The organism is Enterobacter sp. KBR-315C3_2022, from assembly GCF_041399425.1.
In the GTDB taxonomy this organism is placed as follows: Bacteria; Pseudomonadota; Gammaproteobacteria; order Enterobacterales; family Enterobacteriaceae; genus Enterobacter.
On sequence record NZ_JBGKEB010000003.1, the window covers coordinates 30,879 to 54,640 of the forward strand.

Annotated in this window: 19 protein-coding genes, 2 tRNA genes and 1 riboswitch; of the genes, 10 read left to right on the forward strand and 11 right to left on the reverse strand. The window is 59.8% G+C overall.

The features are described 5' to 3' along the window. Positions 1–756 (forward strand): ABC transporter ATP-binding protein, encoded by a 756-nt coding sequence (locus tag AB8804_RS04675; protein ID WP_371183584.1) that lies wholly within the window; start codon positions 1–3, stop codon positions 754–756. 60 nt (positions 757–816) lie between these two features. Here AB8804_RS04675 and AB8804_RS04680 read toward each other — a convergent pair whose 3' ends face one another. From AB8804_RS04680 to AB8804_RS04700, 5 genes are all read right to left on the reverse strand, one after another. Then, complete coding sequence (locus AB8804_RS04680) at positions 817–1,320, reverse strand: DedA family protein (protein WP_371183586.1); 504 nt, start codon at positions 1,318–1,320, stop codon at positions 817–819. A gap of 72 nt (positions 1,321–1,392) precedes the next feature. Continuing rightward, entirely contained in the window at positions 1,393–2,712 is a 1,320-nt protein-coding gene (locus tag AB8804_RS04685; RefSeq protein WP_371183589.1) for an NAD(P)/FAD-dependent oxidoreductase, read from the reverse strand. A gap of 260 nt (positions 2,713–2,972) precedes the next feature. Continuing rightward, positions 2,973–3,650 (reverse strand): GntR family transcriptional regulator, encoded by a 678-nt coding sequence (locus AB8804_RS04690; protein WP_371183591.1) that lies wholly within the window; start codon positions 3,648–3,650, stop codon positions 2,973–2,975. 68 nt (positions 3,651–3,718) lie between these two features. Further along, positions 3,719–5,218 carry an aldehyde dehydrogenase gene (locus AB8804_RS04695; protein ID WP_371183592.1) on the reverse strand — a complete coding sequence of 500 codons (1,500 nt, stop codon included), beginning with the start codon at positions 5,216–5,218 and terminating at the stop codon, positions 3,719–3,721. 9 nt (positions 5,219–5,227) lie between these two features. After that, positions 5,228–6,130, reverse strand: a complete 903-nt coding sequence (locus tag AB8804_RS04700) for a dihydrodipicolinate synthase family protein (RefSeq protein ID WP_371183594.1) — start codon at positions 6,128–6,130, stop codon at positions 5,228–5,230. Positions 6,131–6,514: 384 nt separating this feature from the next. On the opposite strand from AB8804_RS04700, the gene yddG reads away from it, so the two are divergent. After that, complete coding sequence (yddG, locus tag AB8804_RS04705) at positions 6,515–7,432, forward strand: aromatic amino acid DMT transporter YddG (RefSeq protein ID WP_371183596.1); 918 nt, start codon at positions 6,515–6,517, stop codon at positions 7,430–7,432. 246 nt (positions 7,433–7,678) lie between these two features. Beyond that, positions 7,679–9,064 (forward strand): MFS transporter, encoded by a 1,386-nt coding sequence (locus AB8804_RS04710; protein WP_371183599.1) that lies wholly within the window; start codon positions 7,679–7,681, stop codon positions 9,062–9,064. Between the two features lie 31 nt (positions 9,065–9,095). On the opposite strand, the gene AB8804_RS04715 is transcribed toward AB8804_RS04710, so the two are convergent. Then, positions 9,096–10,109 (reverse strand): GlxA family transcriptional regulator, encoded by a 1,014-nt coding sequence (locus tag AB8804_RS04715; protein WP_371183601.1) that lies wholly within the window; start codon positions 10,107–10,109, stop codon positions 9,096–9,098. Between the two features lie 331 nt (positions 10,110–10,440). Further along, positions 10,441–10,612: riboswitch (M-box (ykoK) riboswitch) on the forward strand. Between the two features lie 60 nt (positions 10,613–10,672). Between AB8804_RS04715 and AB8804_RS04720 the strand changes: the two genes are divergently transcribed. Continuing rightward, positions 10,673–11,674: a magnesium transporter gene (locus AB8804_RS04720; RefSeq protein WP_371183603.1), complete on the forward strand. Its 1,002-nt coding sequence runs from the start codon at positions 10,673–10,675 to the stop codon at positions 11,672–11,674. A gap of 47 nt (positions 11,675–11,721) precedes the next feature. On the opposite strand, the gene AB8804_RS04725 is transcribed toward AB8804_RS04720, so the two are convergent. Both AB8804_RS04725 and AB8804_RS04730 read right to left on the reverse strand, forming a co-directional pair. Continuing rightward, complete coding sequence (locus AB8804_RS04725) at positions 11,722–13,113, reverse strand: APC family permease (RefSeq protein WP_371183605.1); 1,392 nt, start codon at positions 13,111–13,113, stop codon at positions 11,722–11,724. Between the two features lie 358 nt (positions 13,114–13,471). Then, a complete protein-coding gene (locus AB8804_RS04730) occupies positions 13,472–14,890 on the reverse strand; it encodes a glutamine synthetase family protein (protein WP_371183607.1) in 1,419 nt (472 codons plus the stop codon). Positions 14,891–15,114: 224 nt separating this feature from the next. Here AB8804_RS04730 and puuD point away from each other — a divergent pair, with 224 nt between their 5' ends. From puuD to puuE, 5 genes are all read left to right on the forward strand, one after another. Then, positions 15,115–15,867: a gamma-glutamyl-gamma-aminobutyrate hydrolase gene (gene puuD / locus AB8804_RS04735; RefSeq protein WP_371183610.1), complete on the forward strand. Its 753-nt coding sequence runs from the start codon at positions 15,115–15,117 to the stop codon at positions 15,865–15,867. A 25-nt stretch (positions 15,868–15,892) separates the two neighbouring features. Further along, positions 15,893–16,450 (forward strand): HTH-type transcriptional regulator PuuR, encoded by a 558-nt coding sequence (gene puuR, locus AB8804_RS04740; RefSeq protein WP_112009263.1) that lies wholly within the window; start codon positions 15,893–15,895, stop codon positions 16,448–16,450. A 158-nt stretch (positions 16,451–16,608) separates the two neighbouring features. Beyond that, positions 16,609–18,096, forward strand: a complete 1,488-nt coding sequence (puuC, locus tag AB8804_RS04745; RefSeq protein ID WP_371183611.1) for an aldehyde dehydrogenase PuuC — start codon at positions 16,609–16,611, stop codon at positions 18,094–18,096. A 2-nt stretch (positions 18,097–18,098) separates the two neighbouring features. Next, complete coding sequence (locus AB8804_RS04750) at positions 18,099–19,379, forward strand: NAD(P)/FAD-dependent oxidoreductase (protein WP_371183613.1); 1,281 nt, start codon at positions 18,099–18,101, stop codon at positions 19,377–19,379. 24 nt (positions 19,380–19,403) lie between these two features. Beyond that, a complete protein-coding gene (puuE, locus tag AB8804_RS04755; RefSeq protein ID WP_371183614.1) occupies positions 19,404–20,672 on the forward strand; it encodes a 4-aminobutyrate transaminase in 1,269 nt (422 codons plus the stop codon). A gap of 43 nt (positions 20,673–20,715) precedes the next feature. Here the strand turns inward: puuE and AB8804_RS04760 are convergent. The 3 genes from AB8804_RS04760 to AB8804_RS04770 all read right to left on the reverse strand — a co-directional run bounded on the left by AB8804_RS04760 (position 20,716) and on the right by AB8804_RS04770 (position 22,796). After that, positions 20,716–20,803: transfer RNA gene (locus AB8804_RS04760), tRNA-Ser, on the reverse strand. A gap of 132 nt (positions 20,804–20,935) precedes the next feature. Continuing rightward, positions 20,936–21,023 (reverse strand) — tRNA-Ser (locus AB8804_RS04765). A gap of 144 nt (positions 21,024–21,167) precedes the next feature. Beyond that, complete coding sequence (locus AB8804_RS04770; RefSeq protein ID WP_371183616.1) at positions 21,168–22,796, reverse strand: ABC transporter substrate-binding protein; 1,629 nt, start codon at positions 22,794–22,796, stop codon at positions 21,168–21,170. Between the two features lie 269 nt (positions 22,797–23,065). Here AB8804_RS04770 and yccA point away from each other — a divergent pair, with 269 nt between their 5' ends. Then, positions 23,066–23,725, forward strand: coding sequence for an FtsH protease modulator YccA (gene yccA, locus AB8804_RS04775; RefSeq protein ID WP_112009258.1), 660 nt, complete (start codon positions 23,066–23,068; stop codon positions 23,723–23,725). The last annotated feature ends 37 nt before the right edge of the window (positions 23,726–23,762 follow it).

The window sequence follows — 23,762 nt, forward strand, 5'->3', positions numbered from 1 at the left end:
ATGCACGTGGTGATTGATAAGCTGAATGTGACGCTCCAGGCCCGTCGTGTGCTATCGGATATCAGCTTTGCCGTGCAGCGATCGCACACGGTGGGGCTACTCGGTCCCAACGGCTCCGGTAAATCCACGCTGATCCGCGCGATGGCTGGCGTCCAGCCCTGCGCGTATGCGGGCGTGAAAATTGGCGGCACGCCGACGGGTCACCTGAGCCCGCGCCAGCGTTCCCGCACGCTTGCTTTCGTGCCGCAGCACGCGGAGGCAGAGGGGGAGATGAGCGTGATTGATATTATTCGCCTCGGCCGCACGCCGCATCGCAATGCCTTCACCCCATGGCGGCAGGCTGATGAGGATGCGGTACAGCAGGCGCTTTCGATGATGAGGCTTGGCGATCTGGCCGACAGGGCCTGGCAGCGTCTGTCGGGCGGCGAGCGTCAGCGCTGCCAGATAGCCCGGGCGCTCGCCCAGCAGCCGGATATTCTGCTGCTGGATGAGCCGATTAACCATCTGGATATTCAGTTCCAGCTGGAGCTGTTGCGCCTTATCTCCGCGCTGCCGTTGACCGTGATTATGGCCTTACACGATCTGAATCTGGCTGCAAAATATTGCCAGCATCTGGTCGTGCTGCATGAAGGCCGCGTGGCGGCGTCCGGCGAGCCTGCCGCCGTGCTGACCCCGGAGCTGATACACTCCACCTGGCAGGTCGATGCGACCGTCTCCCGCACTGAACGGGGAATGATGAACATCCAGTACGCCTGAAGGGGGGCCGCCAGAAAACGCGTTCGCTTCGGTCATCGAAACGTGCGTTTCTGGCGCGCCTCAGAAAGCGCTAATCCCCGTTACGGCTCCGACGTAAAGCGCGGCCCACGCGCAGGCAGACGCCAGGCTGACGAGGTAAACCTTCACCGCGCTAAGCCTCAGCATTCCCGCCGCCAGCGGCACGATATAGCGCAGCACCGCCAGAAAGCGTGCGCTAAACAGCACCAGCACGCCGTTTTTCTGCAGCTGGTTTTGCACCCGCATAAACGTCGCGGCGTGTTTTGCGGTGAGCCGCGCAATGGTTCGCGTGTTCCCTATCCGCTGGCCGATATGATAATTCAGCACCGAGCCGGCCGTTCCCCCCAGCACCACCGCCAGCCACGCCAGCCCCGGATGCAGGCTGGAAAGGCTGGCGGTCACTCCCGCGATAAGCATCACCGAGGCGGGCGGGAGAACGGAAGAGACCAGCACCGTCGACTTGCACAGCGCCGTTAAAAAGAGCAGCGCGAACAGGTGCGTCGGATAGAGCGCAAAATGATCAAGCAGATTGTCCAGCCACGCCATGCGCCACTCCGGTTCGTTGTTTCGTCGGTCCTGCTATTAGAAACGAACGCGCCTGAATGGCGTCTAAACCGCTTACACCTCCAGCCCGGCCCGGTACTGCCCCCACTTCAGCACCGAATTGACGCCCACCGAGAGAAACGGCTCCGGCGGGGTCTTATTCGGTCCCGGCGAGGCGGCGAGAAAATCAATCAGCTCATTGCGCTCGCCGGCAATCATATCCGCCAGCAGCTTGCCGGTCGCCGTGCCGCGGGTGATCCCCAGACCGTTACAGCACAGCGCGCCGTAAACGTTCGGCGCGAGCTGGCCGAAGAAGCCCTCGTGATTCTCCGACAGGCAAATCGCGCCGCTCCAGGAGTATTCGAAATCCACCTGGTTTAGCGTCGGGAAGCGGCGCTCAAAGGACTTACGGTGGTTGGCGATAAACCGCTTCAGGTGGTGCTCGCGCGGGCGGCCATCCGGATGGAAGCTGAAGCTGTTGCGCACCAGGATGCGGTTGTCCACCGTCCGGCGCACGGTGCTGCCAAACGGATGCGCCGGGATCACGCCCCAGACCGGCTTGCCGCCCAGCTGAGACTGCTCGTCGGCGGTGAGCGGCCGCGTCAGGCTGCCGTAGAGGAAGGTCGGCAGGAGCCGCCCGCGCAGAAAGCCAAAGTGCGACGCGAAGGCATTGTTCGCCAGGATCAGCGTATCCGCCGTGATGCTGCCTTTATCGTGCACCAGCGTCACCTTATCACCGTAGTGAATGGCGGTAATGGGCGTGTACTCGTAGAGCGTGACGTTCGCGGGCAGGCTGTTTGCCAGCCCCTTTACCAGCGCCGACGGCTGCAACAGCATCGTGCCGGGAATGTAGAGCGCCTGCTTGTAGTACGAGGTGCCGATGTGGTGGGGAAGATCCTTACCCGCAATCATCTGCGTCTCACGGCCGATCTTCTCCAGCCCCCTGCGGTAGGCTTCCAGAATCGCGATCCCCTGCTCCCCTACCGCCGCCTGATATTTCCCGGACTCGGACATCTGGCAGGCAATGCCGTGCTCGCGCACGATCTCACGCAGGTAGTTTTGCCCCAGCGTGTTGAGCCGGAGGATCAGGTTTGCCGTTCCGACATCGCCAATGTAGTCCTTCGCACCGATATCGTGCGGCACGTCGATGGCAAAGCCCGCGTTGCGCCCGGACGGGCCAAAGCCCACCTCCTGCGCGTCGATCAGGACGATTTCATCGTCGGGAAAATTGAGCGCCATCTGGCGGGCGGCGGCAAGCCCGGTGAGCCCGGCCCCGACGATAGCCCAGCGGGCGTGCTTTTGCCCCACGTGGGCAGGACGCGGGGTACGCGATGGACTGGTGTGATACCACCCTGGCAGGGCGTCATCGGCAGGAAGCGAGGTGATCTTTTGCACGTGATTTACTCCGGTACGCTGACATTTTTTTCGTTTCGCTTACGACGACTAAGCGTTGCTGAAAATCATGGTAGCCAGACCCGGAAAACGAATACGTGATGTGTATCTCATGTATACAACAAGTATAAAAATAGTTAAATTTAGGTTAATAAGGGCGTGCAAAAGCCCCCGGCGAGCGGCGAGACAAGAGAGGTCATGCGGTGTAAAACGCCCGCCAGCGAACGCCGCGGGCGAAACATCAGGCGAGCGCGATCGGTTGGCTAAATGCGCTCATCGGCCTTAAGCCCCTGCGGCGCGATGAAGATCTCCATGTTCTCCCGGGACAATTCCCAGTGTTCAAATACCAGGTCTACCACCTTCTGCTCGTCGCGCGCGTCCAGCGCGGCGATAAACGCATCGTGATGGTCGGCGGACAGCTGCAGCCGCCGCTCCATGTACTCATTCTGCGGGCGGAAAAAGGTATGGCCGATGCGACAATGGTCAATCAGCAGGCGGCCAAGGCTCGGCTGCAGATAGGGATTCGCCGCCATCTCGCCCATGATCTCGTGAAAGCGGTTGTTCTCCAGCGCCAGCGCTTCGGCATCGTGGTTCTGCACCGCTTTGCGAAAGCGCTTTTGCGTCTCTTTCAGCGCCTTTAGCTGCGCAGGCCTGTAGTGCTGCACCGCAAGACGCCCCACCGCCGCATAGATCATCGGGGCCACGAGAAAAAAGTTGCGCAGCGTGGCGTGGCTCATGGGGATCACCCTTACGCCCCGCTTTTCGACAATCTCAAGGTACCCTTCCCCCGCGAGGCGCTGAAACACTTCGCGCACCGGGGTGCGCGACAGGCCGTACTGCGCCGTCAGGCTGGCTTCATCCAGCAGCGCATCGGGATCCAGTTCCATCGTCAAGATAAGCCGCTTGAGATCCTCATACAGCGCGGCTTTGCCCGTTCTCATTATCGCCTCCAGAAACTGCCTGTAATGCTGATTAACCTACAGATAAAGGCGCGCGACGGCAAATTCTCTCAGGCATCCTCGTCAGGAACGTCAATCCAGATTGTTTTCAGCTCGGTGTACTGATCGAGCGCAAAGGCGGATTTATCGCGCCCGCCAAAGCCGGACTGCTTGTAGCCGCCAAACGGCGTCGTAGCGTCGCCTTCCCCGAAGCAGTTGACGGTCACCGTCCCGGCGCGGATGGCGCGGGAAACGCGAACGGCGCGGTTGAGCCTGCCGGTGTAGACCGACGCCGCCAGCCCGTAAGGGGTGTCGTTTGCCAGCGCAACCGCTTCGGCTTCGGTTTTAAAGGTCGTCACGCACAGAACCGGGCCGAAGATCTCCTCGCGGAACAGCGCGCTTTCCGGCGTCACGCCGTCAATCACCGTCGGCTGAACGTAGGCCCCCTGCTCCGTGCCGCCGCCGTGCAGCACGCGCAGCCCTTCCCGGCGCGCAATATCGAGGTAGCCGCTCACCTTGCTGAAGTGCTCCGGCGAGACCATCGTCCCCAGACGGTTGTTCGGATCGAGCGGATTGCCCATCGTCCAGCCGCCGATCTGCTTCGCCATCTCCGCCAGCAGCGCCTCTTTCACCTCTTCCTGCACCAGCAGGCGCGACGTGGCGGAGCAGTTCTCGCCCATGTTCCAGAACGCGCCGTTAAGCACATGTCCGGCAACCGCGGCGATATCGTCGGCATCGTTAAACACCAGCGCCGGGTTTTTGCCGCCGCACTCCAGTACGATCTTCTTCAGGTTAGATTCCGCGGCGTAGTGCAGGAAGCGACGCCCGGTCGCGGTCGACCCGGTGAAGCTGACCATGTCGATGTCGGGATGCAGGCCAATCGGTTCGCCGACCGCCTTTCCGGTTCCGGTGACGATGTTCAGCACGCCCGCCGGAACGCCCGCTTCATGCGCCAGTTCCGCCACGCGCAGCGACGTCAGCGAGGTCTGCTCTGCCGGTTTCACCACCACGGAGCAGCCCGCCGCCAGGGCCGGGCCGATCTTCCATGCGAGCATCAGCAGCGGGAAGTTCCACGGCAGAACGCAGCCCACCACGCCAATCGGCTCGCGGACCACCAGCGCCAGCGCGCTGCCCGTCGGCGCGGTATGGTCATACAGCTTGTCGATGGCTTCGGCGTGCCACTTCAGAACGTGAATGGTTTCCGGCACGTCCACCGCCAGGCACTCGCTGAACGGCTTGCCGCTGTCGAGGCTTTCCAGCGCCGCCAGCGGCTCACGCTCCTGCTCCATTAGCGCCGCCAGCCTGAGCAGCACCGCCTTGCGCTCGCCGGGGGCCAGCCTGCGCCAGCTGCCGGACTCGAACGCATCACGCGCCGCGCTGACCGCCGCGTTCACGTCGCGCTCATCGCAGGCGGCGATGGCGGTGATGGGCTCACCGGTTGCCGGGTTATGGGTCGTCAGGGTTTCACCTGAACGGGCGGCGGTAAACGCGCCGTTAATAAAGGCCTTGTTCGGGATCTGAAGATCGTTCGCAAGGCGCGTCACGTCCCCGAGGGTCTGAAGCTGTTTCATTTTTCCTCCTTACGCCGACGCTGCCGCCGCCACGTTGCGTTTAACGTCGGCGATCACCGCCTTCAGCTGCGCTTTTTCTTCTTCATTAAGATCCTGCAGCGGGGCGCGAACCCGGCCGGACGTCAGGCCGTTCAGCTCGCAGCCGTAGCGGATGGACTGCACAAACTTGCCGCCGTCGAGGAAATGCATCAGCGGCATCATGGCCGCCATAATTTTGCGGCCTTTGTCGAAGTCTTTTTCCACTACGCAGGCCTCATACAGCGCCACGTGTTCACGCGGAATAAAGTTCGACCCGGCGCATACCCAGCTGCGCGCCCCCCAGGCGAAGAACTCCAGCGCCTGATCGTCCCAGCCGCAGGAGAGCGCAATAGCCGGGAAGGTGCAGGCCAGCAGGTGCAGGTTATTGAAGTCCCCCGAGCTTTCTTTGATGGCGACGACGTTGGAGGAGCGGCTCACCTCGCGGAAGTAGGTTTCGCCCATGGTGATCCCCATGCGGCCCGGGTAGTTGTAGAGCATGATCGGCAGCTGGGCGGCTTTATCGACCGTCAGCGCGTGGTGGGCGTTTTCCAGCTCGGTCGGCAGCGCGTACGGCGGAGAAGTAACCAGAATCGCATCGGCCTTGATTTCGCGGGCGTGCTTCGCGTAATCCACCGCGTCCTCGGTGCGAATGGCTCCGGTGCCGACAATCAGCGGCAGGCGGTTGCCAATGACCTGGCGCGCTCGCTCGGCCAGCGCCTTGCGCTCCTGCGCGCTTTGGGCATAGTACTCGCCCGTCGAGCCGCCGATGATGATGCCGTGCACGCGGGCCTCAATCAGGCTCTCCAGCACCTCGGCGAAGCGCGCGAAATCAATGCTGCCATCGGCCGCGTAAGGGGTAATTGCCGGGGTGTAGATACCTTCAAATGTGAACACGTTAACCTCCAGATAAATGCGCGACCACAGGGTCGGTACGGCAGCACGTCAGGCTGCTTTTGTTAAAAATTTGCACACAGGCGTGAAGGAGGTCAACGAATGAATATTTTTTGTATACATTATAAATACAAAGTTAATACGCTTTAATAGTAGATTCCTACATCATCAAACATTTAAAGCATTTATTATCAATGAGTTATTTATTGATTTTCTGCGTAGTAATTTTCTACATGATTTCAGATAGCGATCACATTCCGGAATGATGGGCTCCTGAGACGTATTTACAGCGTCCCGACGGCGGCATAGTTTTAAGAAAAATATTTAACCAGAATTTAACAGTCAGCCGATTCGGTTGTGATGCAAATGTAAACAGAGGTACAGGGTATGCCGCAGAAAAAAGCCACGCTCATCGGACTGATCGCCATCCTGCTGTGGAGCGCGATCGTTGGGCTGATCAAAAGCGTGAGCGAAGGCTTCGGGCCGGTGGGCGGCGCGGCGCTGATTTACAGCTGCAGCGCGGTGCTGCTGCTGTTCACCGTTGGCTTCCCCAGGCTGCGGCAGTTTCCGCCGAGCTACCTGATCCTCGGCAGCCTGCTTTTTGTTTGCTATGAGCTTTGCCTCTCCCTGTCGCTGGGCTTTACCCATTCGGGCCGTCAGGCGATTGAGGTCGGCATGGTGAACTATCTCTGGCCGAGCATGACTATTCTGCTGGCGGTGATCGTCAACCGGCAAAAGACCGGCCCGCTGATTATTCCGGGCGTGATCCTGGCGGTCGCCGGAATATGCCGGGTATTGGGCGGTGAGCAGGGATTTTCGTTCAGCGAAATGAGCCGCAACGTGATGGAAAACCCGCTCAGCTACGGTTTGGCCTTTAGCGGCGCTATTATTTGGGCCATATACTGCGTGGTCACCAAAATAATCGCCAAGGGCAGTAACGGGATCACCCTGTTCTTTATTTTAACCGCCCTGACCTTATGGATAAAATACCTGACGTCGCCGCAGCCGGAATTTGTGCTCTCCTGGCACGCCTGGATTAGCCTGCTGCTGGCCGCCATCGCAATGGGCTTTGGTTACGCCGCCTGGAACGTGGGTATTCTCCACGGCAACGTGACGGTGCTGGCCGCCGCCTCGTATTTTATTCCGATTATCTCGGCGGTGCTCGCCGCGTTTATGCTGAACTCACACCTGACGCTCTCCTTCTGGCAGGGCACCGCCATGGTGAGCCTGGGGTCGCTGATGTGCTGGTGGTCTACCCGCAGCGTGGCCGCAAAGACATTACCCGTCATTAATGAAGGCAAGTAAGACCTTAATAATAAAAAAACATCTTATCCGACCATCCTGCACCGGAGGAGTATGAATAATGAAAGTCCCTCAATAACAGAAAAGCGTTTTTACTCATAACGCAGTATTTATTTTACCTGACCTACATTTATACCCCGATCGTTTGAATAACGGCTCCGGATGCGTGCGCCTGTTATAAGCCTTCATCGCTTTTAAGGATAGTAATAAGCGTATATTCAACGACGTCGGGGAAAGACAGGAGTTACCATGTCAAAAACGATTTCTGTAGAAGATGTCCCCCTTAACCGCTTCCACCGGCTATTGACCGTGCGCTCGGGCGGGGGCTCCTTTGTTGATGGCTACGTGCTGAGCATCATCGGCATTGCGATGATGAAAGTCTCTCCCGCGCTGGGCCTGAGCGCCTTCTGGGAGGGGCTGATCGCCGCCTCGGCGCTGATCGGCATTTTCTTCGGCGGCTTTATCGGCGGCGCGCTAACCGACCGCCTCGGCCGTCGCGTGCTCTATTTCGTGGGCCCGACGCTGTTTGTGGTCTGCTCCGTGGCGCAGTACTGGGTGCAGAGCGGCGAAATGCTCTTTGCCCTGCGCTTTATGAACGGCGTGGCCGTGGGGATTGAATACCCGGTAGCGACCGCCTTCCTGGTGGAGTTTCTGCCAAAGAAAAACCGCGGTCCCTGCCTCGCCACCCTGACCATTCTGTGGTTCGCGGGGGCGGCAACCGCCTATCTGACGGGCGAAGCGATCCTCCGGTTTGGCGGGCCTGACGCCTGGCGTCTGACGCTGGCCAGCACCGCCGTTATTGGCGTCCTGCTGTTTCTGGTGCGTCTGGGAACCCCGGAATCGCCTCGCTGGCTGATGAGCAAAGGCCGTCACGCGGAGGCCGAAGCGATAATTCGCCGCGTCTACGGCCCCGGCTTTGGTCTGGATAACCTGCCCGCGCAGGCCGAGAGCAAAAACCTCTCCTTTGCCAGCCTGCTGCATTCCGGCTACGGCAAGCGGATGGCGTTCGTTACCGTCTTCTGGACCTGCTCCGTCATCCCGGTTTTCGCCGTGTACGCCTTTGCGCCGAAGGTGCTGGACGCGCTGCACCTCACCGGCGGCTGGGCATCCTACGGCTCGGTTGCCATTACGCTGCTGTTTGTCGTCGGCTGCGTTATCGCCACTCGCCTGGTCAACGTTCTCGGCCGCCGCAGGCTGCTGCTGCACAGCTTCCTGTGGTCAGGCCTGGCGCTGCTGCTGTTAGGGCTGCTGCGCGACGGCCCCTCCGCGCTGATCCTGCTGATGTTTGGCCTGTACGCCCTGTTCATCGGCGGCGCGCAGGTGCTGCAGCTGGTCTACCCGAACGAGATTTTCCCCACCGAGATCCGCGCGGGGGCGGTCGGCGTTGGCACCTCGCTGTCGCGCATTGGCGCAGCCGTGGGCACCTGGCTGGTGCCGGTATCGCTGCAAAGCCTGGGCATCGGCCCGACGATGTATATTGCGGCGGCCATCACCTTCTTTGGCCTGGTGGTGTCGTGGTTCCTCGCGCCAGAAACCACGGCACGCAGCCTGGAAGAGGCCTCATCGCTTGAGGAGACGCCCGCGCGCGACGGGGTGTCGATGCAGGCGGGGATGCCGAAACGGCAGAGCTTCTAGCGCGTTATGCCAGGCCGCACCGCGCCTGGCCTTATTCCCTCACCAGCTTCTCGACCTCCCTGCGCCGCTTGCGAAACGAGCTGGGCGTTTCGCCGTACTGCTTGCGAAACCACGCAATCAGATGCGAGGCGTCCGAAAAGCCGGTGGCGGCGGCGATGGCCGTGATGCTGTTGCTGGAGTCCGCCATCAGCTTGCGCGCCTGTTCAAGACGCAGGGTGCGCCAATACACGGCCGCGGAATGGCCGGTACACTGGGTAAAGATCAGGTTCAGCTGGCGGAAGGTGACGCCCGCAAATTCCGCCACCTCGCTCAGCGGGATCGGTGAATCGAGGTGGTGCTTCATAAAGCCAATCACCCTGCTTACCAGCTCGTTTTCATACACGTCCGGGGCGTTGAGCGGGACTTTTTGCTTCGCCCTTCTGGCGGGCTGGGGGGCATCGTCCACCAGCAGATATTTCAGCACCTTCTGGGAGCGAACCAGCCCGCAGTGCTGGCGGATCAGGTCGGCGGCAAGATCGATCGCCGTGCCGCCGGGACAGGAGATAATCCCGCCGTCTTTAATGTAGGTTTTATCGATGACCGGGATCGCCTTCGGAAATCGCATCCGAAACTCGTCCCGGGTGGTGAAGTGGATCGCGCAGTGACGCCCGTCCAGCAGGCCGGCGTTACCGGCCACAAAGGCCCCGCTGCACAGGGTGATAATCGGGATATTTCTCGCGTGCAGGTCGCGCAGCGCCTGCAGCAGCCAGCGCGGCGGATGGCGCGTCTCTTCGAGCAGACCGCCCGCCACCACAAAGTAATCCCACTGCTTAGTGAAATCGAGCGTCGCCGTCGGGGAAACCGGCAGGCCGCAGCTGGCCGTGACCGGCTGGTTATCGCAGGTCATCCACTCCCAGCGGCAGAATATCTGGCGGCTGGAGAAGGATTCGTCCGCCGCAAAGCGCAAAGACTCCACCAGCCCGGCGACGGAAGCGAGGGTGAACTGGGGCATCAGCAGAAAGCCGATGGTTAAATCCGGCTTCGGCCCGGCGTCGGATAGGGGCATTACGCTGGCTCCTCGTGATCTCAAAATCAGAGTTTGAAGGTAAACTATTACCCTGAACGGACTGTATCGCATTCGACAGGACGTTTCCACGCCGGGCCTGAGGCGTGCCGCATGAGACGTTATCTGCACGCCTCTTTTGCCCAGCATTATCCCGAGGAAATTCGCCAGCGCGTGCCGGATAACGAATAGCGAAATAACCCGTAATTTTCCAGAGTCTTTATTAAACCGTTCGTCAATAAACGCATAAAATATATTCTTTTAAACGTTTCTTAAACGTCATTAAAATTGCGCGGCACGCGGTAAAAAAATGCGTATTATTCCTTACGCATTATTACGATCTCGTTATGGCGAGGCTCCTGTACAAATACACGTTATCGCTCTGGTGGGTTCGAGAGAACCGGCACAGGGTAAAACAGGCACTGTCGAATCAAGGCTTTGTCAGTATAACTTCCTTATTCAAGGATACGGTGTACAGTGCTGAACCCAGGACGTGGGGATCTCCTCTACGATATGCCCTGTCTTGCTCGCCCCTGAGAGATTTTATTATTCAAAGGGAATTTACTATGTCTTTCGCTATTCACAATCAGAATCCGGCATTCATCGACAGCGCGATCGCGCAATATATGGATACCGATTTTATCGTTATTGATATTTCACTTTGCGTGGCGCTGGCGCGCGAGCAGTTTTTTGAAAAATTAAAAAGCGACGATATTCCTTCGCATATTTTCATCGAGGACAGCGGCCGTCTGGCGGGCATGATTGCCGTGCGTAAACTGCTGCAGGCAGCGGATGCGGTGCAGCCCGTAAAGGCGCTGATGATTTCCCATTTTATTCAGGTCAAGCCGGAAGATAAGCGCGCCGACGTGGCCAGGCTGCTGGCCCACGGCGAGGCGGACGTGGTGCCGGTGGTCACGCACGGCAAGCTGGTCGGCTGCCTGACCGAGCGCGAAATCGCCCACCTGCTGGAAGATGACGTGACGGAAGATGCCCAGCTTCAGGGGGCGACGCTGCCGCTGGAAAAGCCCTATCTGGAAACCAGCCCGGTCAGCCTGTGGAAAAAGCGCTCCGTCTGGCTGCTGCTGCTGTTCGTCGCGGAAGCGTACACCAGCTCGGTCATTCAGCACTTTGAAGAGGCGCTGGAGTCCGCCATCGCGCTGGCGTTCTTTATCCCGCTGCTGATCGGCACAGGCGGGAACAGCGGCACGCAGATCACCTCGACGCTGGTGCGCGCCATGGCGCTGGGCGAGGTGGGGCTAAAGGACGTGGGCCGCGTGCTGCGCAAGGAGATGACGACCTCGTTTATGATTGCGGTGACGCTGGGCCTGGCGGGCTGTTTCCGCGCCTGGATGATGGGGATTGGGCTGGAGATCACGCTTATCGTCAGCCTGACGCTGATCTGTATCACCCTGTGGAGCGCGATTGTGTCGTCGATCATTCCGATGGTGCTTAAGCGCTGCGGCATCGACCCGGCGGTGGTGTCCGCGCCGTTTATCGCCACCCTTATCGACGGTACGGGGCTGATCATCTACTTCAAAATTGCCCAGTACACGCTGGGGCTGTCGTAAGCGTGACGCGAGCCTCTCAAAGCGCGGGAGGCTCGCGTCGTTGCGGGCTAGGATTCCCAGGCCTGCTCGGTTTTACCCGCGGCGAACTGCGGCGGCGGCCTGCGGAAGCGGCGGGTCAGGTAGGTAAGATAAAGCACCCCGAGTGAGGCCCACACCAGGCCGAGCGTCAGCGAGGTGGCCTCCAGGTTAATCCACAGCACGCCGACCGTCACCGCGCCGATCATCGGCAGCAGCAGGTAGTGAAAGCGGTCTTTCCACGTTTTGTTATAGCCCTTGCGGCGCCAGAAGTGGTTAAACACCGACAGGTTCACGAAGGTAAAGGCCACCAGCGCGCCGAAGTTGATCAGCGCCGTCGCGGTCACCAGGTCGAAGAACAGCGCCGACAGCGCAACCACGCCAACCATGATCACGTTCAGCGCGGGCGTGCGCCACTTCGGATGAACATAGCCAAACACCCGCTCCGGGAAGACGTTGTCGCGCCCCATCACGTACAGCAGCCGCGACACGCTGGCGTGCGAGGCCAGCCCCGACGCCAGCGTATTCACAAAGGTGGTGCAGAGGAAAATGGACTGGAACAGCTTGCCGCCGACGTACAGCGCAATTTCCGGCAGCGCCGCGTCCGGGTTCTTAAAGCGGCTGATGTCCGGGAAAAACAGCTGCATAAAGAACGACGCAACGATGAAGATCAGCCCGCCGTACAGCGCGGTAAGGAAAATCGCTTTCGGGATAACCTTCCCGGCGTTCGGCGTCTCCTCGGAGAGCGTGGTCACCGCGTCAAAGCCGAGGAACGAGAAGCAGACGATGGTCGCCCCGGTAATAATCGGAATCAAGTGCGCGTTCTGGCTGATAAACGGCTGCAGCGACCAGACGGTGCCCACCCCCTCGCCCTTGTGCAGCCCCTGCACCACCAGCACCACGAACACCACCATGATCGACACCTGCACCAGCACGAACAGGGTATTGAAGTTCGCCACCAGGCTCACGCTCTTGAGGTTCGCCAGCGTCAGGATGGTCACGAAGGTCACTACCCAGATCCACTGCGGCACGTCCGGGAACATGGCGGCAAGGTAGATTTTCGCCAGCAGGACGTTAATCATCGGTAAAAAGAGGTAGTCCAGCAGCGACGACCAGCCGACCATAAAGCCGACGTGGGGGCCAATCGATTTTTGCGCGTAGGTATAGGCCGATCCCGCTTCCGGGAACTGGCGCACCAGCTTGCCGTAGCTGATGGCGGTGAACAGCACGCCCGCCAGCGCCAGCAGATAGGAGGCCGGGACGTGGCCGTTGCTGATGCCGGAGACGATCCCGAAGGTGTCAAACACCGTCATCGGCGTGAGATAGGCCAGGCCCATCATCACCACCTGCCAGAGCTTGAGCGATTTACGCAGCCGGGGTTTTTCCGCGGCGGCCGGAACGTTAAGAGAGGTATTAGTCGCCATAGACCCGCCCTCCCGTGCTTACCGAGAGCTGTCGGGGCATACGCCTTTTGACAATCCCGTAGAGCAAGGGAGGTGAAGCTAGAACGTGAAGGTGAGAAGCGCCGCGGGCCGGTTCCGGCTCGCATTCATGACGGCGGGCGCACAGGCCCCCCTCTCCTTGCGGATATTTAAACATCTGCATCATTTCATTTCCTCGTCACACACAGTGTCGTTAACTGAAGCCCCGTTGCCGCCTGCGCTCCATAACGCGACACCCGGGAAATGGCTGGGTTTCCAGCAGGTTATCGGCCAGGCTCCGCGCAGGCCGTATGATGCTACTGATTAGAGGGGTAAAGCTGGCCCCTTGCGGGGGCCGTCATCAGGCGTTTTTCAACATCCACTCAATTTCGGTTTCTGTGATAAGACGCTCAAACTGCAGTAATTCATCGTTTTTACAGGCGTGGTAAATATGGCAAAAACGTTCGCCCAGACGCTCGCGCAGGTCGTCGTTTTGCATAAATTCCCACAGCGCGTCGCTCTGGCGAATCGGGAACGGCAGGCCGTCCTGCTCAAGCCCGTTGCCTTCCACCTCTTCCTGGAGCGGTAAATCGTTGTCCAGGCCGTGCAGAATGCCGGCAAAAATCGCCGCCATCACCAGGTATGGGTTGGCGTCCGCGCCCGCTACGCGATACTCCACGCGGTGGTTATGGCGGTCGCCGCACGGAATGCGCAGGGCGACGGTGCGGTTGTTGTGCCCCCACGACGCCTGCGTCGGCACGTACATGCCCGGCTGGAAGCGGCGGTACGAGTTGACGTTCGGCGCCAGCAGCGCCATCGACGCGGGCATCAGATCGATCATCCCCGCCAGCACGCGCTTGAGCAGCGCGGAATCCTCGCCGTCCTTATCCGCCAGCACGTTTTCGCCCTTGGCGTTTTGCATGCTGATGTGGATATGCATCCCGCTTCCCGCGTGCTCTTCATAGGGTTTAGCCATAAAGGTGGCGTGCATCTTATGTTTTTCCGCCATCAGACGCACGAGGCGTTTTAACGCCAGCGCGTCGTCGCAGGCGTCGAGCACGTTTTCGGTATGGTGAAGGTTGATTTCAAACTGGCCCGGCGACGCTTCCGCCACCGCGCCGTCCGCCGGGATCAGCTGCAGCTGCGCCAGCTCGTCGATGTCGTTCAGCACGTCGGCAAAATGGTTGAGGTTATCCACGGAGTAGACCTGGCTCTGGGTGTTGCGCACGTCGGTGCCCGGCGCGCACGGCGGCTGCAGGTAGCCTTCGGCATCGCGCTGACGGTCAAGTAAATAGAACTCCAGCTCTACCGCTACCACCGGGAACAGCCCGCGCTGGCGCAGCTGCTGCCAGAGGCGGTTCAGTACGTTCCGTGGCTCAGCGTCAAAGGGAGCGCCATCTTCATCCATCATCGTCAGCTGGACCTGACCAATGTACTCGGGGTCAGCGGCGGAAGGCGTCAGGGTGCCCAGCACCGGCACGCAGGTGCAGTCCGGCTCGCCCAGCTCTTGCCCCAGACCGGCCTCTTCTACAACGTTGCCGAGAATATCCATCGCAAACACCGACGCCGGGAAGTAACAGCCCTTCTCCAGCTTGGCTAACCCCGCCACCGGGATGCGCTTCCCGCGGAAGCAGCCGTTAAGATCGGTAAGCAAAACGTCGATAAACTGCGTATTCGGGTACTGCTCAAGATAGCGCTTCACCTCCTGGCTAAATGCGCTGCCCCGCCTCTCTTCCGACTGCTGAACAAAGTTCTCAACTTCTACGATATTGGTTTCCATGATTTACCACCGTTTTGGGTTTGCGTTCGCGGACGTCGACTGTCAAATATAATGTCCATACTATCGAATCTGTATGCAAACAAATTGTTTGTCAAATGTTAAATTAAGTTTGCAAAGGGCAGATCTCACTGCTAGATTGAGAAAATATTGAACGAAATGGCCGTTTAAACGGCAAAACCGGCCTAAATTTAGTCCACTTTGTGAGGGCGATCATGGAAAATATAATGTACAAGCCAGTTATTGGCGTCGTGATGTGTAGAAACAGGCTTAAGGGTCTTGAGACCCAGACCCTGCAAGAAAAGTACCTGAATGCGATTATCCACGCGGGCGGCCTGCCGATTGCCCTGCCGCACGCGCTGGCCGAGCCGGAACTGCCTGAACACCTTCTCTCAAAACTGGACGGCATTTACCTGCCGGGCAGCCCCAGCAACGTGCAGCCGCACCTGTATGGTGAAAACGGCGATGAGCCTTACGCCGATCCCGGGCGTGATCTTCTGAGCATGGCGTTGATCGACGCCGCGCTTGAAAGGCGCATCCCCATTTTCGCCATCTGCCGTGGGCTACAGGAACTGGTTGTCGCCACCGGCGGGACTCTGTATCGTCGTCTCTTCGAGGAGCCAGAGCTTCTTGAGCACCGCGAAGATCCTGAGCTTCCGGTTGAGATGCAGTACGCCCCCTCACATGAAGTTCAGGTTCAGGAAGGAGGATTGCTTTCTCAGTTGATACCGGGCTGCAACACGTTTTGGGTAAACTCGCTGCACGGGCAAGGCGCAAAAACGCTAGGGTCGCGGCTGCGCGTGGAGGCACGCTCAACGGATGGGCTGGTAGAGGCGGTCAGCGTGACCGGTCATCCTTTTGCGCTCGGCGTACAGTGGCATCCCGAATGGAACAGCAGCGAATACGCCCTGTCGCGTATGTTGTTTGAAGGTTTTATCACCGCCTGTCAGAGCCACATTGCTGAGAAACAGCGGCTTTGACCACTACAGTTAAGGAAATGCAACTATGAGCGATGACGGACTGGCGCCAGGGAAACGTCTGTCAGAGATCCGCCAGCGGCTGGGTCTCTCACAGCGTCGTGCTGCCGAACTGTCTGGATTGACACACAGTGCCATCAGCACCATAGAGCAGGACAAAGTCAGTCCTGCCATCAGTACGCTGCAAAAGCTGCTGAAGGTTTATGGGCTGTCGCTCTCGGAATTCTTTTCTGAACCCGAAAAGCCTGATGAACCGCAGGTGGTTATTAATCAGGACGATCTTATCGAAATGGGCAGTCAGGGCGTTTCGATGAAGCTGGTTCATAACGGAAATCCGAACCGTACGCTGGCGATGATTTTTGAAACTTACCAGCCTGGAACCACAACCGGAGAGAGAATCAAACATCAGGGTGAGGAGATCGGCACCATACTGGAGGGAGAAATCGTGTTGACCATTAACGGCCAGCATTATCACCTCGTCGCGGGGCAGAGCTACGCCATCAATACCGGCATACCGCACAGCTTCAGCAACACCTCGGCAGGGATTTGCCGAATTATCAGTGCCCATACGCCTACCACATTCTAAATTCTGACCAGCCCCGACGGCGTCTCTCGCGTCGGGGCCATTACTAAAACGTGTTTAACGGTATTCCACAGGACATCGCCTGGGACGCCCCGCGCCTTTTTGCTGCCCGTATGCGGCGAGCGCCTTTATTTATCTGATTGCGACAGGAAGGAGAGAATATGAATTTTCAGAACCTGACCTACTGGCAGGATAAAGCAAAAAATATCCACATCGAGACGCGCCTCTTTATTAACGGCGAATATAGCCAGGCCGTCGATAATACGACGTTTGAGACCATCGACCCCGGCGCGCAGCGGACGCTTGCCCAGGTCTCGCGCGGTAAAAAGGCGGATGTGGATCGGGCGGTCGAGGCCGCGCGCGGCGTTTTCGAGCGCGGCGACTGGTCGCAGGCCTCCCCCGCCCGGCGCAAGGCGGTGCTCAACAAACTGGCCGACCTGATGGAGCAGCACGCTGAAGAGCTGGCGCTGCTGGAAACGCTGGATACCGGCAAGCCGATTCGCCACAGCCTGCGCGACGACGTGCCCGGCGCGGCGCGCGCCGTTCGCTGGTACGCAGAGGCGGCGGATAAAGCGTATGGCGAAGTCGCGCCGACCGGTAACAGCGCGCTGGCGATGATCGTCCGCGAGCCGATCGGCGTGGTGGCGGCGATCGTTCCCTGGAACTTCCCCCTGCTGCTGGCCTGCTGGAAGCTTGGCCCGGCGCTGGTGGCGGGCAATAGCGTAGTGCTGAAGCCCTCCGAAAAATCCCCGCTGACCGCCATCCGGCTCGCCGCGCTGGCGAAAGAGGCCGGGCTGCCGGACGGCGTGCTCAACGTCATCACCGGCTTTGGCCACGAGGCGGGCCAGGCGCTTTCGCTGCATCCGGACGTGGACGTCATGACCTTTACCGGCTCAACCCGCACCGGCAAGCAGCTGATGAAGGACGCGGGCGACAGCAACATGAAGCGCGTGTGGCTCGAAGCGGGCGGCAAAAGCGCCAACGTCGTCTTCGCCGACTGCCCGGATCTGGACGCCGCCGTCAGCGGCACCGCGGCGGGCATTTTCTATAACCAGGGGCAGGTCTGCATCGCGGGCACGCGCCTGCTGCTGGAAGAGAGCATTGCCGACGAGTTTCTTGCCCGCCTTAAGGCGCAGGCGCTGAACTGGCAGCCGGGCAATCCGCTCGATCCCGACACCACCATGGGCATGCTGATCGATAACGGCCACGCCGACGCGGTGCATACCTTTATTCGCGAGGGAATGAAATCCGGCGCGCTGCTGCTGGACGGGCGCAAGAATCCGTGGCCCGCCGCCGTCGGCCCGACCATTATCGTGGACGCCGATCCGGCCTCCGCCGTCTGCACCGAAGAGATTTTCGGCCCGGTGCTGGTCGTCACCCGCTTTAAAACCGAGGAAGAGGCGCTGCGCCTGGCCAACGACAGCCGCTACGGGCTGGGCGCCGCCGTGTGGACCCGCGACCTCTCCCGCGCGCACCGCATGAGCCGCCGCCTGAAGGCCGGCTCGGTCTTCGTCAATAACTACAACGACGGCGACATGACCGTGCCGTTCGGCGGCTACAAGCAGAGCGGCAACGGGCGGGATAAATCCCTGCACGCGCTGGAAAAATTCACCGAACTGAAAACCATCTGGATTGCCCTGGAGGCTTAATCATGACTGAACATACCACCAGCTATTACGCCGCCAGCGCCAACAAATATGAACCGTTCCCGACGCTGAGCGAATCCATCAGCTGCGACGTGTGCGTGGTCGGCGGCGGGTACACCGGCCTCTCCTCCGCCCTGCACCTTGCCGAGCAGGGCTACGACGTGGTGCTGCTGGAAGGCGCGCGCATCGGCTATGGTGCCAGCGGGCGCAACGGCGGCCAGCTGGTTAATTCCTACAGCCGCGACATCGACGTTATCGAGAAAACCTACGGCCCCGACGCCGCCAGAATGCTCGGCAGCATGATGTTTGAGGGCGGCGACATTATTCGCGAGCGGATTAAACGCTACCAGATCGCGTGCGACTATCGCCCCGGCGGCCTGTTCGTGGCGCTCAACGGCAAGCAGATGGAGACGCTGGAAGAGCAGAAGGAGAACTGGGAACGCTACGGCAATACCCAGCTGGAGCTGCTGGACGCCAGCGCGATCCGCCGGGAAGTCGACAGCGATCGCTATACCGGTGCGCTGCTCGACCACAGCGGCGGACATATTCATCCGCTGAATTTAGCCATCGGCGAGGCGGACGCCATTCGCCTGAACGGCGGCCGCGTTTACGAACAGTCTCCGGTAACCCACATTGCGCACACCAGCCCGGCGGTGGTGAGCACCGCGCAGGGCCGGGTCACCGCGCGCTACGTGATCGTCGCCGGAAACGCCTATCTGGGCGACAAGGTCGAGCCCGAGCTGGCGAAGCGCAGCATGCCCTGCGGCACGCAGGTGGTCACCACCGCGCCGCTTTCCGAGGATCTTGCCCGCTCGCTTATTCCGAACAACTACTGCGTGGAAGACTGTAACTACCTGCTGGACTACTACCGCCTGACCGCCGACAACCGCCTGCTGTACGGCGGCGGCGTGGTGTACGGCGCGCGCGATCCGGACGACGTGGAGCGCCTGGTCATGCCTAAGCTGCTGAAAACCTTCCCGCAGCTGCAGGGCGTCAAAATCGACTACCGCTGGACCGGCAACTTCCTGCTGACGCTCTCGCGGATGCCGCAGTTTGGCCGCCTCGATAAAAACATCTACTACATGCAGGGCTACAGCGGACACGGCGTGACCTGCACGCACCTGGCGGGCCGCCTGATATCCGAGCTGCTGCGCGGCGACGCGGAGCGTTTCGACGCCTTCGCGACCCTGCCGCACTACCCGTTCCCGGGCGGGCGCAGCCTGCGCATTCCGTTTACCGCGATGGGCGCGGCGTACTACAGCCTGCGCGATCGTCTTGGCGTGTAATTTTCTCAAATAAGGGTGTTGAACATGAGCAACAACGAATTTCACCAGCGTCGTCTTTCCGCCACCCCGCGCGGCGTGGGCGTGATGTGCCAGTTCTTTGCCGAGTCGGCGCAGAACGCCACGTTAACCGACGTGGAGGGCAATGAGTATATCGACTTTGCCGCCGGGATCGCCGTGCTGAATACCGGCCATCGCCATCCGGAGATGATCGCCGCCGTAGAGAAACAGCTCCAGCAGTTTACCCACACGGCGTATCAGATTGTGCCCTACGAGAGCTACGTCTCGCTGGCCGAGAAGCTTAACGAGCTGGCGCCGATAAAAGGCCCGGCCAAAACCGCCTTCTTCACAACCGGTGCGGAAGCGGTCGAAAACGCCGTTAAGATCGCCCGCGCCCACACCGGACGCCCCGGCGTGATCGCCTTCGGCGGCGGCTTCCACGGCCGAACCTATATGACCATGGCGCTGACCGGCAAAGTCGCGCCCTACAAGCTCGGCTTCGGCCCCTTCCCCGGCTCGGTTTACCACGTGCCGTACCCGTCAGAGCTGCACGGCATCACCACGCAGGACGCCGTCACGGCCATTGAGCGGCTGTTCAAGGCCGACATTGAGGCGAAGCAGGTGGCGGCAATTATCTTCGAACCGGTTCAGGGCGAAGGCGGCTTTAACGTTGCGCCGAAGGAGCTGGTCGCCGCCGTTCGCCGCATCTGCGACGAGCACGGCATCGTGATGATTGCCGACGAAGTCCAGAGCGGCTTTGCCCGCACCGGCAGGCTGTTTGCGATGGACCACTACGCCGACGGGCCCGATCTTATGACCATGGCGAAAAGCCTGGCGGGCGGGATGCCGCTCTCCGGCGTGGTGGGCAAAGCCGACATTATGGACGCGCCCGCCCCCGGCGGCTTGGGCGGAACCTATGCCGGGAACCCGCTCGCCGTCGCCGCCGCGCACGCGGTGCTGAATATTATCGATAGCGAGGGGCTGTGCGATCGCGCGCAGCGGCTGGGCGACCGGCTGAAGGCCACGCTGGAGGAGATCAAAGGCGGCTGCCCGTCTCTTGCCGCGGTGCGCGGCGTCGGCTCGATGATCGCCGCCGAGTTTTTCGACCCGACCACCCGCGAGCCGTCTGCCGCCATCGCGCAGAAAATTCAGCACAAGGCGCTTGAGCAGGGCCTGCTGCTGCTGACCTGCGGGCAGTACGGCAACGTGATCCGCTTCCTCTACCCGCTGACCATCCCGGACGCGCAGTTCAGCCAGGCGCTGGCGATCCTCGAACGGACAATGTGCGACGCGTAAACGAAAAAACCCTGCGATGTTGCCATCGCAGGGTTTTTAAATTTGGCGGAAGCGTAGAGATTCGAACTCTAGAACCCTTTCGGGTCGCCGGTTTTCAAGACCGGTGCCTTCAACCGCTCGGCCACGCTTCCAAAGTGAGGCGCACTATAAACGTCTATTAGCGCCTTGTAAAGCAGGAATTTTTCGAATCTTGCGAGCGGCCATTTTGTGAGCGCATAAAAGCAAAAAGCCCTGCGATATTGCTATCGCAGGGCTTTCGAATTTGGCGGAAGCGTAGAGATTCGAACTCTAGAACCCTTTCGGGTCGCCGGTTTTCAAGACCGGTGCCTTCAACCGCTCGGCCACGCTTCCTAAGTGAGGCGAACTATAAACACCTCACCGCGAGCTGTAAAGTGCGCGGGCGATCGTTCGCTTTAAAAATAGCCAAAATGCGCTTAATTGGTTGAATCGACAACATATTGGCCATTTTATCAGCACAACCTGCGGCCCTCACGCTCAGTGCTTTTTAATGTACATATCTTTGGTGTAGTAGTACCCGAGCTTGTCCGGCGTAAACCCGCCGACCCACGGCTTCACCAGGTGCGTGCGCACGTAGTGATAGACCGGAACGGCGGGCACGTCGCGGCTCAGTAAATCTTCCGCCTTCTGATAATACGTCCCGCGCTCCTGCGGCGTTTTCGCCTTCGCCGCGTCGATCATCGCCTGGTCAAACGCAGGATTGCTGTACTGGGTGGTGTTCTGGCTATCGCCGGTGCGGAAGTTATTCAGGAAGGTGGACGCATCGTCGTAGTCTGCGATCCACGCGTAGCGCACCGCGTCAAAGTTGTGGGTGTGCATGGTGTCGAGCATGGTCTTCCACTCCTGGTTCTGCAGCTTCGCCTCCACGCCAAGATTTTTCTTCCACATCGAGCTGGCGGCAATGGCGATGCGCTGGTGCGACTCGGAGGTGTTGTAGAGCAGGTTAAAGCTAAGAGGATGATCGGCGTTGAATCCGGCTTCGGCCAGCAGCTTTTTCGCCTCGGCGATGCGCTTGTCCATTGGCCAGCTGGCGTAGTCAGGATTTTTAAGCGTCACGCCGCCGATGTCCGGCTGGCTGATGAGCCACGCCGGGCGCTGCCCCTGCCCCAGCACCTTCTCGGCAATGATGTCCTTATCCAGCGCCAGGTTCAGCGCCAGGCGCACGCGGGCATCGTTAAACGGCGGACGGGCGGTGTTGAACTGGTAGTAATAGGTCGCGAGCTGCGGCGACACGTCCAGCTCGCTGCCCAGCGTTTTTTTCAGCAGCGCAAACTGGTTGATCGGCACCGTATAGACGATATCAATTTCGCCCGCCTTGTAGCGGTTCACGTCCGAGGCTTCCGAGGTAATCGGCAGATAGGTCACCTTGTTAATAACGGTATGCGCGTTATCCCAGTAGCGCGGGTTGCGCTCGGCGATGATGCGCTCGTTGACCACCCACTGAGAGAGCTTGTACGCCCCGCTGGTGACGATGTGCTCGGGTTTGGTCCACTTCTCGCCGTAACGCCCCACCAGCACCTTATCAATCGGCACCAGCGACGGGTGCGCCAGCATCGCCAGGAAGGCCGCGTTCGGCTGGGTTAAGGTCACTTCGAGCGTGGCGTCGTCAATCGCCTTCACGCCGAGCGCGTCCGGGGGCGTTTTGCCCTCGGCAATCCCGGCGGCATTCACAATATGCATGCTTCCCGGATAGCTGGCGTAAGGGGACGCCGTTTTGGGATCGACCAGCCGCTGCCAGCTCCACACCACGTCCTGCGCGGTGATGGCCGTGCCGTCGCTCCAGGTGATGTCCGGGCGCAGGTGGAACGTCCAGACGGTGTTGTCTTTGTTTTCCCATTTCTCCGCCAGGCGCGGCTGGATCTCACCTTTCGGAGAGACGCTGACCAGCCCTTCGAATAAATCACTGATAATATTGAATTCGACGTCGCTTTCGACTTTATGCGGGTCAAGCGACGCGGGTTCGTTACCGTTGTTTCGAACCAGCTCCTGCTTCTCTGCCAGCGCGGTTCCTGACGGGACGTTAGCCGCCCACGCCGGGGCGCTCGCGCCAAGCACCGCGGCGGTTAACAAAGAGAGTGTAAAGATATTGCGTGTTTGTGGTTTCATTTCCTTCGCCTTGTTGTCTGTTTTATGACGATGCGGAAATAACTCTTAGCGCCGGGGCTGTAATAACGCAATATTTTTCAGTAACCTATAAGAGCTTGATCTGAATAAAATCGGTAAATCGCCATTCCTTCTACGAAAAGGGATTTTTGCAGGACAAACGGCCACGCAAAGCGCGAATGCACTGAGTAAAGATGGGTAAAACCATTTTGAGTCTGACGCCGCGTTTCCTATGCTTGCCAGCAATTACATCTGTCATAAGAGAGTGACTCATGGATCGTATAATTACATCTTCACGCGACCGCACATCGCTACTCAGCACCCACAAGGTGCTGCGCAATACCTATTTCATGCTCAGCCTGACGCTGGCGTTTTCCGCTATCACCGCAACGGCCAGCACCGTGCTGATGCTGCCGTCTCCGGGGCTGATCCTGACGCTGGTGGGCATGTACGGCCTGATGTTCCTGACCTACAAAACCGCCGATAAACCGGTGGGGATCCTCTCCGCCTTCGCCTTTACCGGCTTCCTGGGCTACATTCTGGGACCGATCCTGAACGCCTACCTGTCTGCCGGAATGGGCGACGTGATCGGCATGGCGCTGGGCGGTACCGCGCTGGTGTTCTTCTGCTGCTCGGCCTACGTGCTGACCACCCGCAAGGATATGTCCTTCCTCGGCGGTATGCTGATGGCGGGTATCGTGGTGGTGCTGATTGGCATGGTCGCGAACATCTTCCTGCAGCTGCCTGCGCTGCACCTGGCGATCAGCGCGGTGTTCATTCTGATTTCATCTGGCGCGATCCTGTATGAAACCAGCAACATCATTCACGGCGGTGAGACCAACTACATCCGCGCCACCGTGAGCCTGTACGTGTCGCTGTACAACATCTTCGTCAGCCTGCTCAGCATCCTGGGCTTCGCCAGCCGCGATTAAGCCGACTGACACCTAACAGAAAAGGAGAATGCCTGAG

Bases quoted from the DNA above. Each gene is read 5' to 3' on its own strand.
- AB8804_RS04675 (WP_371183584.1), top strand. From the start codon at position 1: ATGCACGTGGTGATTGATAAGCTGAATGTGACGCTCCAGGCCCGTCGT.
- AB8804_RS04680 (WP_371183586.1), bottom strand. From the start codon at position 1,320: ATGGCGTGGCTGGACAATCTGCTTGATCATTTTGCGCTCTATCCGACG.
- AB8804_RS04690 (WP_371183591.1), bottom strand. From the start codon at position 3,650: ATGAGAACGGGCAAAGCCGCGCTGTATGAGGATCTCAAGCGGCTTATC.
- AB8804_RS04695 (WP_371183592.1), bottom strand. From the start codon at position 5,218: ATGAAACAGCTTCAGACCCTCGGGGACGTGACGCGCCTTGCGAACGAT.
- yddG (WP_371183596.1), top strand. From the start codon at position 6,515: ATGCCGCAGAAAAAAGCCACGCTCATCGGACTGATCGCCATCCTGCTG.
- AB8804_RS04710 (WP_371183599.1), top strand. From the start codon at position 7,679: ATGTCAAAAACGATTTCTGTAGAAGATGTCCCCCTTAACCGCTTCCAC.
- AB8804_RS04715 (WP_371183601.1), bottom strand. From the start codon at position 10,109: ATGCCCCTATCCGACGCCGGGCCGAAGCCGGATTTAACCATCGGCTTT.
- AB8804_RS04720 (WP_371183603.1), top strand. From the start codon at position 10,673: ATGTCTTTCGCTATTCACAATCAGAATCCGGCATTCATCGACAGCGCG.
- AB8804_RS04725 (WP_371183605.1), bottom strand. From the start codon at position 13,113: ATGGCGACTAATACCTCTCTTAACGTTCCGGCCGCCGCGGAAAAACCC.
- AB8804_RS04730 (WP_371183607.1), bottom strand. From the start codon at position 14,890: ATGGAAACCAATATCGTAGAAGTTGAGAACTTTGTTCAGCAGTCGGAA.
- puuD (WP_371183610.1), top strand. From the start codon at position 15,115: ATGTACAAGCCAGTTATTGGCGTCGTGATGTGTAGAAACAGGCTTAAG.
- puuR (WP_112009263.1), top strand. From the start codon at position 15,893: ATGAGCGATGACGGACTGGCGCCAGGGAAACGTCTGTCAGAGATCCGC.
- puuC (WP_371183611.1), top strand. From the start codon at position 16,609: ATGAATTTTCAGAACCTGACCTACTGGCAGGATAAAGCAAAAAATATC.
- AB8804_RS04750 (WP_371183613.1), top strand. From the start codon at position 18,099: ATGACTGAACATACCACCAGCTATTACGCCGCCAGCGCCAACAAATAT.
- puuE (WP_371183614.1), top strand. From the start codon at position 19,404: ATGAGCAACAACGAATTTCACCAGCGTCGTCTTTCCGCCACCCCGCGC.
- AB8804_RS04770 (WP_371183616.1), bottom strand. From the start codon at position 22,796: ATGAAACCACAAACACGCAATATCTTTACACTCTCTTTGTTAACCGCC.
- yccA (WP_112009258.1), top strand. From the start codon at position 23,066: ATGGATCGTATAATTACATCTTCACGCGACCGCACATCGCTACTCAGC.